General features: G+C 41.8%; 11 protein-coding genes and 1 tRNA gene. 3 read left to right on the top strand and 9 right to left on the bottom strand.

Annotated features, from left to right (window positions below; translation table 11 throughout):
* The 9 genes from HWQ23_RS29940 to alr form a co-directional block, all read right to left on the bottom strand.
* A partial coding sequence (locus HWQ23_RS29940) for an NACHT domain-containing protein (RefSeq protein WP_292836964.1) occupies nt 1-1,601 on the bottom strand: 1,601 nt, incomplete at its 3' end.
* A gap of 156 nt (nt 1,602-1,757) precedes the next feature.
* On the bottom strand, nt 1,758-2,198 hold the full coding sequence (locus tag HWQ23_RS29935; RefSeq protein ID WP_292836960.1) for a hypothetical protein: 441 nt from the start codon (nt 2,196-2,198) through the stop codon (nt 1,758-1,760).
* Nucleotides 2,199-2,563: 365 nt separating this feature from the next.
* The gene (locus HWQ23_RS29930; protein WP_292836958.1) at nt 2,564-5,665 is read right to left on the bottom strand and encodes a hybrid sensor histidine kinase/response regulator; all 3,102 of its coding nucleotides are present in this window, start codon (nt 5,663-5,665) and stop codon (nt 2,564-2,566) included.
* Nucleotides 5,666-5,787: 122 nt separating this feature from the next.
* Nucleotides 5,788-8,634, bottom strand: a complete 2,847-nt coding sequence (locus HWQ23_RS29925; RefSeq protein ID WP_292836956.1) for a methyl-accepting chemotaxis protein — start codon at nt 8,632-8,634, stop codon at nt 5,788-5,790.
* 62 nt (nt 8,635-8,696) lie between these two features.
* Nucleotides 8,697-9,194, bottom strand: coding sequence for a chemotaxis protein CheW (locus tag HWQ23_RS29920; RefSeq protein ID WP_292836954.1), 498 nt, complete (start codon nt 9,192-9,194; stop codon nt 8,697-8,699).
* Between the two features lie 4 nt (nt 9,195-9,198).
* A complete protein-coding gene (locus tag HWQ23_RS29915) occupies nt 9,199-9,576 on the bottom strand; it encodes a response regulator (RefSeq protein WP_292836952.1) in 378 nt (125 codons plus the stop codon).
* Nucleotides 9,577-9,641: 65 nt separating this feature from the next.
* The gene (locus tag HWQ23_RS29910) at nt 9,642-10,709 is read right to left on the bottom strand and encodes a response regulator (RefSeq protein ID WP_292836950.1); all 1,068 of its coding nucleotides are present in this window, start codon (nt 10,707-10,709) and stop codon (nt 9,642-9,644) included.
* A gap of 635 nt (nt 10,710-11,344) precedes the next feature.
* Nucleotides 11,345-11,426: transfer RNA gene (locus tag HWQ23_RS29905), tRNA-Leu, on the bottom strand.
* Between the two features lie 372 nt (nt 11,427-11,798).
* Nucleotides 11,799-12,986, bottom strand: a complete 1,188-nt coding sequence (gene alr, locus HWQ23_RS29900) for an alanine racemase (RefSeq protein WP_292836948.1) — start codon at nt 12,984-12,986, stop codon at nt 11,799-11,801.
* A 249-nt stretch (nt 12,987-13,235) separates the two neighbouring features.
* Here alr and HWQ23_RS29895 point away from each other — a divergent pair, with 249 nt between their 5' ends.
* The 3 genes from HWQ23_RS29895 to HWQ23_RS29885 all read left to right on the top strand — a co-directional run bounded on the left by HWQ23_RS29895 (nt 13,236) and on the right by HWQ23_RS29885 (nt 16,413).
* Nucleotides 13,236-13,733: an HNH endonuclease gene (locus tag HWQ23_RS29895; protein WP_181928621.1), complete on the top strand. Its 498-nt coding sequence runs from the start codon at nt 13,236-13,238 to the stop codon at nt 13,731-13,733.
* A gap of 668 nt (nt 13,734-14,401) precedes the next feature.
* Nucleotides 14,402-15,685 (top strand): DHH family phosphoesterase, encoded by a 1,284-nt coding sequence (locus HWQ23_RS29890; protein WP_292836946.1) that lies wholly within the window; start codon nt 14,402-14,404, stop codon nt 15,683-15,685.
* Between the two features lie 236 nt (nt 15,686-15,921).
* Nucleotides 15,922-16,413 (top strand): DUF29 domain-containing protein, encoded by a 492-nt coding sequence (locus HWQ23_RS29885; RefSeq protein ID WP_292836944.1) that lies wholly within the window; start codon nt 15,922-15,924, stop codon nt 16,411-16,413.
* Nucleotides 16,414-16,433: the final 20 nt, after the last annotated feature.

The following is a 16,433-nucleotide window of genomic DNA, read 5'->3' as shown; positions in this document are numbered from 1 at the left end:
GCGGCGATCGCAAATTCATTGCCAGTGCCGATTTGCCCTAAGCTATTTGCTGCCTGCCTACGGGTGTCGTCATTCACAGTAGTTGATTGCAGCAGTTGCACCAAGGCGGCGATCGCTTTTATACGGTCTGTCTGTTGCAGTGCTGACCTAGCTTCCTGTTTAATTGAACTTAAACCATCAATAGTCCACTTGACAATTTGCGCTACTATTTCATCTGCTCTAGAATAACCTTTAAACTCTGTGATTCCTGCGGCAGCTAAAAAATAGGCGCGATATTCATAAAATCCTTTATCTAAATTTTCTCTATTCCACTTACCGCAGCCGTCTTGAAAGTTCACTAAAGCATCGATAAACTGTTGCTGTTGCTGTTTGAGGTTTTCTTCTTCTCGCCCCAACCAAAGTAATATTGTTTGTTTCCATTGCGGTTCAAAGATGCGATAAGTTCCTTGACTAGGATTTTTAGGAAAGTGCTTGAGAAAGAAATCCCAATTATCAATTGCTTTAGCAGCAAAATACTCTTGAAACGAGGCATGAAAGAAAGCGTAAACAGGTTTTCTATTTGTATCTATGCCTACACAGTTCAGCCAACCGCGATTTAGTGCCAATTTCAACAGCGAATTTTCATCTTCAGCATCTCCCAAGAAATTTTTAACAAAATCTTGTCTCAAGCGAAAACGAGTTGCTTCGTCTATTGCTGCTTGAGCTAATTTTCCTAGTTTGACATTAAGTTGCTGACGCTGGTCAGGTGTTGTAGCAAATTCGGCTTTTTTCCACTTGTCGAAGTCATCAACAAATTGCTGATAAAGTCCCGCTTGAGTATCGGGTAACTTCCCATCTCCCGATTGCCAATTGAAGCACAGCAGCGTCAACCGCAGAGGATTTTTTACTAAATCCTGAATCCGTTCTTTACCTGATTCTTTCAAGTCAGTGCATAACTTCTTCCCTCTTTCGGGAATAGCAGCAAACCATTTGTGAATAAATTTCTCTACCTGTTGTGGATAAGAAAAATCTAAACTGCGATAGGTATCAAAATCATCAAGTGCATTACTACTGCCATCCCACAGATTAACTCGACAGGTCAGCACAATTCGCGCTTGATAAACTAACCCTGCTTCACGGAATTGTCGGGCAATTTCTGTTAGAGGATTAGATGCGGACATTTCATCTAATCCATCTAGCAGCAACCACACATTATTTTGATTAAATAGAGCAACAAAATCATCCTTCAGTTGCTTAGTGGCTTCAGCTTTACCTGTTTTCTCCGCCACCTGAGTTAACCAAGTCTCAAATAGATAAAATTTTAGTTCCTTGTCTCGCAAATCTGCTAAAGATACCCAAATGACAATTGACTGGTCAATCTCACGAGATACCCAATCAGCAATCTGCTGTAATAGTGTTGTCTTTCCTGCTCCTGGTTCACCAATAATCGCAATCCGCTTACCTTGACTTTTAGGCGTATTCTTCTGTTTGAGAACTTCTTCAAGAAAAACATCATGCTCAAATGTTTTGGTGATTTCTGTCTCCTTGTACAGTTCTGACCCCTGTTCTGGAGAAATATCACCTTGACGTTTAGATTGTTTTTTGCGCTCAACTAATTCCAGTGGTACATAAACATCATCAACTTGCAGGGCGGCTCCTTCAGTTGATGTCAGAGGATTTGTAGTCAGCTTTCGCCGTTCTGCCAGTATTTCACGGCAGACTTCACGCCAGCGATCGGGAGTTAACTTTGTCCCATCCTCCCCTTGAGACGGCTGTAGTCAAAACGTCTGGTTAATAGTTTGATTATTGACCGTGCCTTGATTTACAACCCCGATTTTTTCTGCTAGCTGCGTCAGATTTTGAATCGTTGGCTGTTGAGACTTGAGGGTATTTTCTATTTCTTGAATTTTTTGAGTAAGCTTTGGTTCTGCTTTTGCTGCTATTTCCACTTCCACAACAGCTTGAGCAATTTCTGGGTCTTGGTCTGCTGCTGCTTTCAGTTCCAGCACTGCTTGACCATAATCTAATCGCTGCGGTTCATTTCCCTCTACAGCACTGGTGAGTAATGGCGATTTATTCTTTTGGCGGAGCTTTTCTATTAACTTGCCACCTAGCTTGTATGTAGCATCACCAAGATTTGCGCCGATTTTCTCTTGTGCTTTAGTCCAAAGTGTAGTTGCGATCGCAGTAGCAACAGCCGTCAGTGTTACAGTTACCATAAATTCACTACAGATAAGTTTATGTCAGTAATTACTTCAAGCGTGACAAATACCATTTCGCAAAAGCTTGGTGATTATTGCCAACATAACTCAGTATATCACGCAATTAATTAGCAACTATCCAGTTCATTTCTTAGTTGTAAGGAAGTAGCAAATAGCAAAAATCGTTAATTAACCCTATTGTGGATTGTGCATTGTGGAGAGTGCGATCGCTGAATTCATACTACTCCTCTGTGCGTGGACTAACGAAAAAGTCAAACTCCTAACCCACGGAGGTGGGTTTTGTTTGTATAGCCGCGATTTCTAATCGCCAAGGCACTTGCTAACGCACCCTACGAAAATATCTGAAACCTAATTATCAATTTTTAATTAGAAGCTGCCTTTCCTGCTACGCTACAAATTATTTCTTCCAGCGTTTGAAGTAATTCTTGCTCGTTATAAGGTTTAGAAAAGTAAGCCCGCGCACCTAATTGCATAGCCAGTTGACGATGTTTATTGCTGCTACGAGAAGTCAGCATTGCAACTGGGATATTTTTTGTATCCACGTCTGAATTTACCTTACCTAAAAAGCCATAACCATCAAGGCGAGGCATTTCAATATCGCAAATTACTGCCTCAACTCTCAATCCACTATGGAGTTTTTCTAAGGCATCTTGACCGTCTTTAGCTTGTTCTACTTGATATCCTCCTTTTTCAAGAGTCAAGGCTAAAAAGCGGCGAACATTAATCGAGTCATCTACGATCAAAATTGTGCCTTTCTGCTTAACAGATGCTGCTGATATTTTCTCTTCATCAAAAATCAGGAACGGTGTTTTTAACCTTGCTGATGGTAATTGAGTGCCTCTCTTAGTCCGCCGATTCGTAGCAACCCAATAGAGCAACTCATTGACATTAACTAGTGGCACTACTCGACCATCACCGAGAATTGTGCAATTGCTGAAGCCTTCAGGTAAAGGTATATTACCCTCGACTTGGCGAATAGCAACTTCCCGTTCACCCCAGCAACGATCTATTTGGATTGCGACTGGCTGATTATTGCCTTTGACTACTAACACGCTGTTAGCATTAATTGCTGGCGGAGTTTCCAGTTCTGGGCTATCGTAGCGCAGACAATTAAACTCTAAATAGCTAGTCAGGCGAATCAGTGGCAGCATGGTTCCTTGCCAATTTAGAACTTCGCTACCCGCCATTTGGAAAACTCTTTCGTTTTGGAGTAAAGATATTTCTGAAATGACATCTGTGGGAAATGCCAATACCATTTTGTTGATTTCTACTAGCAGAACTCTGGCAACGGAAAGTGTAAATGGTACTGATAGGGTGAAGGTAGTACCAACTCCTGGTTCCGTATCAACTGTGACATCTCCTCGAATCAGTTTGAGGTTGTTGCGAACCACATCCATACCGACACCGCGACCAGATAATGCTGTCACTTGCTCGGAAGTGGTAAAACCTGGTTCAAAAATTAGTGATAACAGTTCTTCATCACTAGCATTAGCAAGTAGAGAAGCATCCAATCCCATAGCTAGGGCGCGGGTGCGAATTTTCTCCAGAGAAATGCCCCAACCATCATCACGTATGGTAATCAGAGTACGATTACTGCGGTGGGTAGCTTTAATTTCAATTAATCCTTGTTCTGGTTTACCCAAAAGGCGGCGGGTAACAAAGTCTTCAATACCATGATCGAAAGCATTCCTTAACAGGTGCATTAAAGGTTCGTTTAAAGCTTCTAAAATGCTGCGTTCAATTAAAGTGTTACCACCTTCAACTTTTAACTGTACATTTTTCCCATACTCTACATTTAAATCGCGCAAAGCTCTAGGAAAACGTTCGACTAAATCGGACAGAGGCCGCATCCGAATGTGATTTAGTTTGGTTTGTAACTGTTTCGATGTTTTGTTTATTTTACGAGCAATTTGGTCTGTATCGTCTACACTGAGTTGCACATCAGTTGTAACTTCCTGTACCTGAACAATGGTTTCCATAACTTCCTGCGATCGCAGGTTTAATTCGTTATAGCGATCCATCTCTAAGGCATCAAATTCGCTGTCTGTACCTTGGGTTTGGTGGCCGTTTTCAGCTTGCGATGTCTGTTGATAAGCCACTTCTCTTTCAGAGACGCTAATGCGAACGCCAACGTCTCTATGCACCCCAACAGACATGCCCGCTTGAGTAGAAATTTTCCTGTAGGCTGTACGTAAATCCTGGTTTTCTCGGTCGAGAACTTGTACTCGCTGGTTCAAGTTACGAACGAGTTTACGTAATCTTTCTAGTTGTGAGTTTAATCCATTCCTCTGAACAATCAGTTCGCCAAACAAATCATTAATTTGCTCTAACTGTTTGCTAGGAACTCGGACGCTATTTTCATGAATTTCCCGATCTTTCCCAACGCCAATTGGCTCTCCTTTGGTTTCGGCAAATCTGGTATCTGGAGGGTGATTTTCTCTAGCAAATATTGTATCTTCCTCGGTAGAATCGACAACATTCACGTCATTTGTAAATTCTTCATCCACAAATGTAAAATTAGTACCCATACCTGCAGTGGGCTGGGCCAACGCTTGATCATTAGTCCAATTTTCTCTAATGTTTTCTGGTTGCCAAACAGATGTTGACGCTACTTCTGTATCAATAATATCTGTGGGGAGAAGTTGTGGTATTACTTTTGCTTCTAATAATGGCTGGGCTTGAGTATAACTAGCAAAGTCAATTTCTGTAGGTAAGTTATTTAGTTGATTTGTCAGTATCAAAGCTTGCGATCGCCGCCATGCTTGCAATGCTAACTCGGCAATTCCTGGAATGCGATCGCTGCTAACAGTTTCCAATTGCTGCGTTATTGACTCACAAAGCTTGGTAAAAGCTACCAACTGGAGCATTTCCCCCAAACCGCCCAATTCAGCCGCCATGATCACAACTTCTTCATGCAATCCGGGCTGTTCACTATCTGCCAATATAGATTCTAGACGCTGCAAACACTCTTCTACTTCTGTTCCAAATAGTAAGGGGATAACGTCTTGTCCATCTTCTGGAGATAGCATGGTTGAGGCATCCTCAGGGCTGGGATCTCCCAAGCGATCGTGCAACTCATCAAAAATGGGATAACAAAAGGTTTTTAACCACTGATCTTCAACAACATTTCCTTCTGCAAGCAATTCTACAATCTGACGCAGCCAGTCAACTCCAGATAGCAATAAACTTTGCAACTGAGTATCAATTTCTAGAGAATTTTTTTTAGTTTTTAAAACTTTGAAGGAATCTTCCAGACGGTGAGCTAAATCACTTAGCGATCTAAATCCCATCATCCCCGCACCACCTTTGATGGAATGAGTCGCCCGGAGTGCAGCATTGATTTTATCCAAATCGATACGGTTAGTAGTATCGATTTCTAGCAATACCCCTTCTAGAGTATTTAAGTAATCAGTTGCTTCTTCCAGAAACTGCATCTGGATTTCTAGTTCTTTGTCTTGTAACATAGTTCTTGCTAATAGTCATTTGTCCCCGAAGCTCTGATGGTCGGAAGCCTGCGCTCAGACTTCTCTCTTTGTCATTTGTCAGTAGTAAGTGGTGAAAAACAAACAACTGACAAATGACAAACTTAACTAACTTTGAAAGTCTCGACAGTCTCTTGCAACTGTTGAGAAATCTCCACAGTTTGTTGTAGAGATTCGGAAACTTGGCGAGAAGAATCGCTGGTCTGTTGTGATACAGCAGCGATATCTTTCATCAATTGGCTGACACTTTGCGATGTTTCTACCTGAGATGCAGTTGCACTGGAAATTGACTGCACTAAGGAGTCAATTTGACGCGATACATCCAAAATTTGACTCAGACTTTGTTTAGCTTCCTCCACAATGCGAGTACCTTCTACCACTTGGGTGGTTCCTATTTCCATCGCCTGCACCACTTCATTGGTTTCGCGTTGGATATTTTCAACAATTTGTTCAATTTCTTGAGTTGCTGCGGCACTCCGTACTGCTAATTCGCCGACTTCTTCAGCAACTACGGCAAAACCTTGACCTTCTTCACCTGCACGCGCTGCTTCAATACCGGCGTTGATGGCGAGCAAGTTAGTTTGGATAGCGATTTGGTTAATCAAGGACACCACGCGGGAAATTTGTTGAGAAGATTCTCCCAAACGTTTCACTTTTTTAGCAGTTTCACCAACGGTTTCCCGCAAAGACAGGATATTTTGTACTGTCAAATCCATCGCGTGTTCACTCTTGGTAGCAGTGTGAGTAGCATGGTTAGCAATGAACGCAGCTTTTTGGGCACTTTCGGCTACAGAACGCATGGATTGGGTCATTTTGTCAACAGCATCGAGAGTGTGGTTGATTTCGGCAGCTTGTGTGAGTGCTGACTCTGCTAAGTTGCGGATGGCTCCTTCGTTAGAGCCGATGGCAGTATTCACCTGGGTAGCAGCTTGTTTAACTTGGGTAACAATATCTCGGAGGCTTTCCACAATGGAGTTGAAAAAGTCGGCAACAGTGCCTATTTCCCCAGAAGTTACATCTGCACGCACTGTCAAGTCGCCTCTGGCTGCACCTTCTACATCACTGAGCAGTTCTAAAAGTTGCTGTTGCAGTGCTTCTTTTTGTTGCCGTTCTTCGCCTGAGCCGATTACGGCAACATTTCTAGATTGTTCTATCTCTTCTAATAACTTGGCTTGTTCTAAGGCATAGCCGATTTGAGTTGCTATCTGTTGAAACAAGTCAATTTCCGGCTGTTGCCAAACACGAGGAGTTTCGCAATGATGAGCAATTAATAAGCCTAAAAATTGCTCTTGGGCAAAAATCGGTACGATCAAATTAGCTTTGACAGCAAATTTTTCTAATAGTTGGATGTAACTGCGGCCATTTTTCAGGCTTTGGTCTTGATAAATATTGGCGATGCCGAAGGCATTGCCTTTACCTAACCCTTGCACCTGTCCATTCTGATAAGTTTCTATATAACGTTCCCGAAAATAGGGGTCGTCAATTTGCACTCCGAGCATTTTCGGCCAATTATCCGTTACCGATTCAGCAACAACAACGCCATCCCAAGTATCTGGATTCAGGCTATAAATGATTACCCGGTCTGTTTTTAGCGATCGCTGAACTTCTTTGACTGCTGCGTGATAAATCTCTTCAGTTTTGAGAATTCGCCGAATTCGTAGGGTGATATCTGCGAGTAATTTTGCCCCTTCAACGTCAAGTTCCTGTTCCTTTAAGACCTGCAATTGTTCGGCCATCTGGTTGATATTTGCACTCAATAACCCTAATTCGTCTTCTGTTTCGATTTCCAGACGGGTATTGAATTTACCTTGACCTAGCTTGGCTAATGCCGCACTCGCATTCAGAATTGGCTGTGTAGTAAGTTTAGCTAACCGAGATGCGATCGCACCCACAATAAATGCTGTCAGTGCTGTACCGATGCTTAAAATCCACAACAATTGCCTTTGCGGTTCAAATACAATTGCTGTGTCTGTAGATAAAAGTACCTGCCAGTTTAAATCCGGTAAGCCATCTAGCTTACTGACTGGTACGTAGCTGACTAGTTGTTTTTTGCCAGTTTTGGGAACTTCTATAAAACTATCTACCTTATTGGCTGCTAAGAGTTTAGGTAAACTAGAATACTCTCCCTTTGCCTGTTTCCCCAATAATTGCTTTTGTGGACTCAAGAAAACTGTTCCCGAAGCATCGAGCAAATGATATTGTTGTCCATTGGCTAGGTAGTTTTTGATTACTTCCTCTAAAGATTTTACGGGCATACGTGCTTGTACCACGCCAATAGTTTGGCCTGTCCTTGTCTCTTTCACGGGTGCGGCTATATAAATACTCACTACACCTGTATTTTTTGCTGCTTCAGGTTTACTGATTATAGAAGCATCTTTTTGCAAAACCTGTTGAAAATAGTTACGGTCTTTTTGATTGTCCAGGGGTTCGCCTGTAGATTGCACAATCAAGTTACCTTGGCGATTAAAAACAGCAATGCTGTCATAAGCTTTGTAAGCTTCAACAACGCTATTTAGAACAGCTTGCTTTTGTTGAATAGTGATACTTACACTAGCTTGGGGATTTGTTAAAAATGGCAAAGTTGATATTACCTGAATATCACCGTAACGTTGTAACATGAAACGGTTAACTTTATCACTTAAGCCAGTGGCTTCGGCTTGTTGAGATTGAGTAATTTGCTTAGTAATCGACTTGTTGGCAAAACTAAAAGCGATCGCGCCTATGCCTAATAGTGGTATTGTACCGATTGCGATCGCCAAAATAGTTACTTTTTTAACCAATCCCAGCCTTGTAAAATAGGCAATAGCCTGATTCAAAGATGAACTATTAGCAGTTCCAGTAGTCGGCTTCTTTGGCAGCTTTGCTACAGTCCCAGTGGCTTTTTGCGATGAAATCACTGATGCTCGATTTTGAGCGCCATTACCTTGATTCGTGTTGGTTTTATTAAACATAAAAGTACTTTTGCTAAGTAAGTGAATAAGAACACTAAAAATCTTTTTTTTAGTAGTACACCCTAATCACTGCGGAGAATAGAAGACTGCACAATCGCCTCTGCATCTAATACCAGTAATATTTCTTCCTGTTGCACAACGCACCCAGATAAATAAGGAACTAAACTGGATGCTACTTGTCCTATAGGAGAATGAATAGCATCAGCTATGAACTTAGTTGTACCTTTTATTTCTTGCACAACTAAGCCTAATACCAATGATTCCACTTGGATAACGATCGCATTGTACTGTCGTAGTCGATAATCTAGAGATTCTAAATTGAGCATTCTTGGCAAATCAACTACCCAAATTATCCGACTCCGCCAATTCATTAATCCTAATATGGAGGGGGGCATATTTGGCATTGAGGTGATAGATTCAACAGGCACAATAATCGCTTCTTGCGTATGCCTCATCGATAAAACAGCAGTAGTCTGTTGATTTAGCTGAAACTTAAGATAACCATCTGCTAAGTTATTTTGGGTTGGTTTTGGAGAAAGAGCAATGTTTGTAGCAGTCATTGATTTAAATTACCACTGATTTAATAGTACGTAGGAGATGCTCGCGCGTGTAAGGTTTAGTTATATAGGCATCTGCACCTTGTCTCATTGCCCACAAACGGTCAATTTCTTGATTTTTGGAACTACAAATCACAATCGGTACTTTTGCAGTAATCGGATTTTTTCTCAGAGAACGACACAATTCAAATCCACTCATTTCTGGCATTACTACATCAGTAACGATCACATCTGGTTTTTCTAATGCAGCTTTTTCTAAAGCTTCTTTTCCACCAGAAGTTTTAATTACGTTGTAACCACTCTCTTTAAGATAATGGCTCATTAATTCCAATTCACTGGGAGAATCTTCTACAATCATAATTGTGCCAAGCAAAGTCAGGCTCACTATTAAATCTCCTAAAAAAATAAATTAAACAAATTTAATTTGTTATTTTTATTGCCTTGTTTAAATCAACCAAGATGCTTAAAAACCATTTTTAGCAACTCTGATTGTGTAAAAGGCTTAGTCAAATATCCTGATGACCTGACCATCTTGGCCTTTGCTCTGTCGATAAAGCCTGTTCTGCCAGTGACCATAATGATAGGTATATTTTTAAAAGCTGAATGTTTACGTAATAAAGAACATAGCTCGTAGCCATCTAAACTTGGCATTTCAACATCTAGCAAAATCAGATCGGGCTTACTCCGAATAATTTGCATTAAAGCTTTTACCGGATCGTTGATCATCACAACTGAAAATGTGTTTTCATCCAAAAAGTGTTTAATGGAATTCAAAACTGTTTGGCTATCATCAATGCAGGCAATTGTATATAGTTTTTTGCCAACAGATAGTTGAGTATTTTTATTATGCTCAGAAAGATCAAAATTGATTGAAATCGGCAATTTTTGCCCAAGTTTTATTTGCAGTTGTGGCTGAACTTGAGACGGTTGTGTTGTAGACAAAACTTGGGAACCCCGACCAGCCGGAATGGATGACTGGATATTTTGCCGATTTCGTAACTGCTTTTGACAGTGTTCAACAAGTAACCGCAAATCTAGGCGACAGAACTTTGGTAGTTCATCCAAAGAGTTTTCCGGCCTGAATTCATAGCTACCTTCTTTTAAACACAGAAATGATTCCAGCACTTCTTTTGCCAATTCGTCTATCAGGCTTGCTGCTTGCACAGAGGTGATATAGTCCTGATTTACTAACCAACTAATAGCTTGGTAATCCGCATTTGGTATTGATTGATTTTCATTGTTCGTCTCAAACATCAGCCGCATCTGCACGCGAGTGGCGCTGTTGAGAGCAGGAATTTGCTGACTCAAGCGTCGCAAGTGACTGTCAAGGCGCTCAAACAGTTTATCTGAATAGGAGGCATAAGTAAGTTTACCGTCCTCTAGATAGATTGCCCAAGAAACTATCCCGGTAAATACCCTTAAGCAACCTGTAGCACGCCGACTGGTTAATTGTGCCAACAGAGATAGCGGATGTAGTTTCTGGAACAACCTGTAGCTACCTATAGGAATTGTGCTCATTTGCTTTCCTTCAGCTAAATTCGTGCAGAGTTATTCCACAATTGAAATCAAGTAAAAGGTATGAATTTTTTGTACTTTAAAGTACATCCGTTCCTATTTCAGAATGTGGTGAAACTCAACTACAGCAACGTTATTTTTAAATGGTCAAATCTCAGTAAATTCGTAAATTATTATTAATTTACTTACTGTTACTGAGATTTACAGACATCTTTCGAGAATAAGACATAAAAATGCCAAGAGTAGATGAAGCCACTTTCCATTGAGTAACCCCAATCTGACCACAGGAATAATACTGATTTTATTCACGGTAATATATTTGAACTACTGTATTTACACTTAAGTAAAATCTAGTTCTTAACCAAGTAAGTACTATATGAAGCCACTTTGCATTCAGTAACTTCAAGTTGGCCACAGTAATAATACTGATTCATCGACAATAATAAGTTTCTTATTTAAGATATACACTTAAAAACCTAGATTAAACAGAATCCAAAACTTATCTTTTGTAGGGTGTTTTAGGGACTGACAATATTTATTTTTATTTAGCCAATATTTAAATAGGCTGGTAACTATACCTAAAGTTTTAACTCAAGTATCAGTACCAGCCTAAATAAAGCTATTCAATTTATTAAAAGTGCGGATGAAAGGACTTGAACCTTCACTCCTTTCGGAACTAGAACCTAAATCTAGCGCGTCTGCCAATTCCGCCACATCCGCATCAGTTTATTATCATACCATAAGAAATTATTTATCGCAAGGGGAGTAAGAATTTTGGATTTTGGATTTTAGATTAAAGAATTGAAATTTAATCCAAAATGGTCAATCCCTTCTCCCAACGCGAAGCAGCGTCTCCAACAGTTGGGGAGACGCTTTTCAAGACGGGTTGGTGCAGTCGAGGAAAGGGGGAAACCACGCCAGATGCTTCTCCCTACAGCCCTGCGGGCATCCTACGGCAGGCGCTAGCCTCTCACGAATGGGAGAAGGGGAGACGCTACGCGAACAAGTCGGCCCAGCCGCCCAACGCACTGGCTCCCCTGTTCTGGCGCTGCTTCACCAAAATCCTTGCATTGAATCGCCCTGTTTGGCCAATTACATGACTGCAACACGAGGCAGACGATGCTTGAACCCACAGAGAATTTCCCAGGAAATAGTGTTTACTTGTTCTGCCCAATCGTCTGCTGAAATTTGTTCTTTTCCCTGTTCCCCTAGTAAGGTGACTACTTCTCCTTCTTGGATATTAGGTATGGCACTGACATCCAGCATCAACTGATCCATTGTAATTGTCCCAATTTGCGAGACTCGCTGACCGCGAATTAATGCCTGCATTTTGTTGGAAAGACTGCGAGGAACACCGTCAGCATAGCCAATTCCGACGACAGCGAGGCGAAGTTCACGCGGAGCAATAAATTGATGACCGTAGCTAACAGCAGTTCCTGGGGCAATTGTTTTAACTTGGGTGACTCGTGCTTTAAGTTGCAAAACGGGCTTGAGGTCGATCGAATTTTGTAAATGGGTTGCTGGGTAGAGTCCGTAAACGGCTAAACCGACTCGCACAATGTCGTAGTGCAATGCCCGATCTGTGAGTGCAGCTGCTGAGTTTGCCAAGTGCAAGCACGGCGGTTGAATTCCCATTGCTTTGATTTGGGCGATCGCTTCTTCAAATCGTTTATGCTGTTCTTCCATTACCGTCGTATCAGGATCATCTGCTGTTGCCAAATGGGAATAAATACTGGCAATGGAAAGATGTGGTAGTCGCTGCACTAATTGCACAAATTCACCAGCTTGCTGCCAATTAGTTCCCAACCTAGACATCCCCGTATCTAATTTGATATGTACGGGGACTGGAGAATCATAATTCATCGATTCTAAAGTATCGGAAAATACCAAAGCTTGTTTAGGACTACAGAGTGTGGGCTGAAGTTTCCAGTGTGCGATCGCATGAATCTGCTCTGCTGTATGAGTTGCCCCTAAAATCAAAATGGGCGCTTGAATCCCGCCTTCTCGCAATTGAATCGCTTCTGGAACTGTAGCGACTCCCAGCCAACTAGCTCCCGACTCGATTACAGTTTGGGCGACTGTTACCGCTCCATGTCCATAAGCATCAGCTTTTACTACTGCCATCAACTGGGTACGCGGCGATAAAAACTGCACCAATTGCTGTACATTGTACGACAACGCCCCTAAATCAATTTCTACCCAGGCTCGTTGCGAAAACCACGCGTAGGTATCACACTCCTGACTATCAGCAAAACTTGGGGTTTGTTTATGACTCAACATTTGTACTGACTCCTATCCCATGATGGCTAAACTTTCAAATTATCTATCTATACACGCTCCTAAAAGCGATATCAGATTAAATAGGAAGTTTACTCTTCATATTGGAATTGATACAAGATGTTAAGTTACTAAGTCTTAACTCATAACTTAATTTCCAAATTATTCCGAAAGTATAATTTATTATCATCTCCCTAGCAGGGTATATGTGTGTTAACATTTATGTAAAGCTAATACCCTGAGCGCAGATAAATGGGGAAGGTTTTAGTCTTAAACGCCTCTTACGAACCTCTCAATATAACGAGCTGGCGTCGCGCTGCGGTTCTGTTAATCAAGGGCAAAGCAGAACGCGTGGAACACAACGGTAAATTCCTTTATTCGGATTTCCCGTTGCCGACCGTGATCCGGTTGCGTCATTATGTACGCGTTCCTTATAAAGAAATTCCTCTGACTCGCCGAAATATATTGCACCGTGACGGTCATGCCTGTCAATACTGTGGTTACACAGGAGATGAGTTGACCCTAGACCATGTAATACCGCGATCACGCGGCGGTGGCGATACCTGGGAGAATATTGTGACCGCTTGTGTCCGTTGCAATGTCAAAAAAGGCAGTCGGACTCCCCACGAAGCTCATATGCCTTTGCGTCACCCTCCCCGCCAACCTTATAGCAGTCTCTATTTCGAGGTCAGCAAACATCTTAAGAGTGGACTGCACACAGAGTGGCAAAAGTATGTTATAGGTCTTTGACATGACATAACTAATCCTAAAAGTATAAAGAAATAGTCACAGTTTGGCGTTTGTGCTGACTTTTAGAGTCTGGCTAAAGCTGTATTGGATACATTTGCCCTAACAAATTCTCTGTTGGAGCAGGGTTGTCCAGTTTTTGTGAACCAGATTTTTCGGCACAAACCAACACAATAGTCTGCATAAATCCACGCAAGAAAGACAGCAGCCAACGCTACTCAGAATTATCAGAATTTTCAAAGGGAATACGAAACACGCATTCTTCATCAAAAATAATTGTTAATTGCTTAAGAATCCACAATAATGAGAGTATTAAGCATAAGAATATTTCAAATATCAAGGACTAAGCCGAAAGTATAAGATAGAATGTATACCCTAAGTCTGATAAAAACCCCGGTAATTCAATTTACGTAAGACAAAAAAGCTTCTAAAAGAGATTTATACTGCCAGATACAGCCCATAAACTAAACTTCCTTGTTTCCAGGACTTATACACCTTAGAGTGGAATTTAGTTGATTGTTAAGCGTTGTTACTGACAAAAAATATACTCAGATGTAGAGTGCAATGTCTTGATATTTTTGCGAAGATCATAATAATGTGGCTAAATTCAGTGAATTGCTGAACGTAGTATTTCTGAATTAAAGGAGCCTCACACTTTAAAAAAGTTCCCTATGTACTTGAATTCTCCCGTTACTCACTTTGAGAGTTTGTCATTGACCACAGAGCCAAGCCCAGAGGAACCTGAAATCGAGAAAGCGCCAGTGGAAGTTGCATTTAAGAGTCCCTCATTACCGCCATCGGTAGGTGAAGGAGCTATATATCTCAGTAACCGTGGTCATTCTCTGGCACAACAAAAGTCAGAAGAACTGCAAAAAACCCTTCTGGCACACCGACACGATCGCCAACTGGTAATTCTGCAAGATTTTCCTGACCCTGATGCCCTTTCCTGTGCCTGGGCTTATCAGTTAATTGCCCAGCAATATGATATCAAATGTGAAATCATTTATGCTGGTGCATTGAGCCATCAAGAGAATATTGCCTTGGTGAGGCTGACGAATTTACCTATCCAACGCTGGACGCAGCAAACCTTGAAAAGCAAAGATTTGTCATGTTATCAAGGTTTTGTATTAATTGATAACCAGGGAACCACTTCACAGCTATTATCAGTGGTGCAGCAGGCTAGAATTCCCCTAGTAGTCCTCATCGACCATCACAGTATACAAGGTGATCTGCAATCAGAGTTTGAGGATGTCCGTCCTTATGTGAGAGCGACAGCAACAATTTTTACTCAATACCTGCAAACGGGATTACTGGCATTAGATACCAGCATAAATCAACACGTCAAATGCGCTACTGCCTTGATGCACGGCTTGCGATCGGATACAAATCGGCTCATGCAAGCGCAAGAAGAAGACTTTATGGCAGCTGCGTATTTAAGCCGATTTTATGACGCCCAACTGCTGAACGCCATTTTACAGGCGAACCGTTCCAAGCGGGTAATGGATGTAATCGAGCGATCGCTAAAAAATCGCATCGTCCAAAATAACTTTTCCATCGCTGGTGTTGGTTACTTACGTTACGAAGACCGTGACGCCATCCCCCAAGCGGCTGATTTTCTGGTCACTGAAGAAAACGTTCACACCGCCGTAGTTTATGGCATTGTTCACGATGAAGACGAAGAACTAGAAATAGTTATCGGCTCCCTGAGAACCACCAAACTCACCCTTGACCCTGATGAATTCATCAAAGAAGCCTTTGGACAAGATAGTGCAGGGCGCTTTTTCGGCGGTGGAAGGACAAGCGCAGGCGGTTTTGAAATTCCGATGGGCTTCTTATCTGGCAGCAACGAAAATTCCGCCTATGCGAAAATGAAATGGGAAGTATTCGACGCTCAAATTAAGCAAAAACTGCTGAGATTAGTCAATCCCAGAGATAACCCGATTCAGTCGGAGTAGAAGAAGAGGATAAGGCAAACTGCTAACTCATTGCTGGAGTCAAAGTGTTTGGTCAGATAGCATCCCTAAGTCATTCGTGATCAATATATTTCCCGACTTTTCTAAAAAGTCGGGAATCTTGGTCTAGTCATAGAAGCTGAACTGATTGAGGATGTAGTTCGTGCCTAATGTTAAGTAGGTAGGCACAAATAAAATTAACTTGCGCGTACCTATTTTATTTGCGAAGAAGGAGCGCCATGAAGTCTATAGAACTGCAAATCTTACAAACTCTGTATGAGCAAGATTTTTGTGCTTGGGTAGAGCAGACAGCAGAGCTTTTGCGATGTCTACGACGGGCTACGCCTACGCACCACTGGGACACGCTGGATTTAGAACACTTAATTGAGGAAGTGGTGGACTTGGGTAAGAGTCAACGGCGTGCCTTGCAGAGCGCGTTACGGTTAGTGTTGTCGCATTTGCTGAAGTGGAAGTATCAACCCGAACACCGCAGCCGCAATTGGCAAGTGACCATTACCCGTGAGCGACTGAATCTGGATGAATTGCTGCAAGAAAGTCCCAGCTTGCGCCGTTTTTTAAATGATGCCGAGTGGATTAATATTACTTATCAGCGATCGCGGCGAGAGGCAATGGTGGAGACTGGTTTATCAGAGGATGACTTGGCGATCGTTTGTCCCTTTTCTGTCGATGAGATTTTAGACTTAGACTTTTATCCTAACGCTGACGAATAACCATGTAAAATTTTTGTATA

Origin of the sequence: Nostoc sp. JL33 (assembly GCF_017114985.1) — a bacterium.
GTDB lineage: Bacteria > Cyanobacteriota > Cyanobacteriia > Cyanobacteriales > Nostocaceae > Nostoc.
Note: the sequence above shows the minus strand (reverse complement) of the source record. Positions and strands in the feature narration are given on the sequence as shown.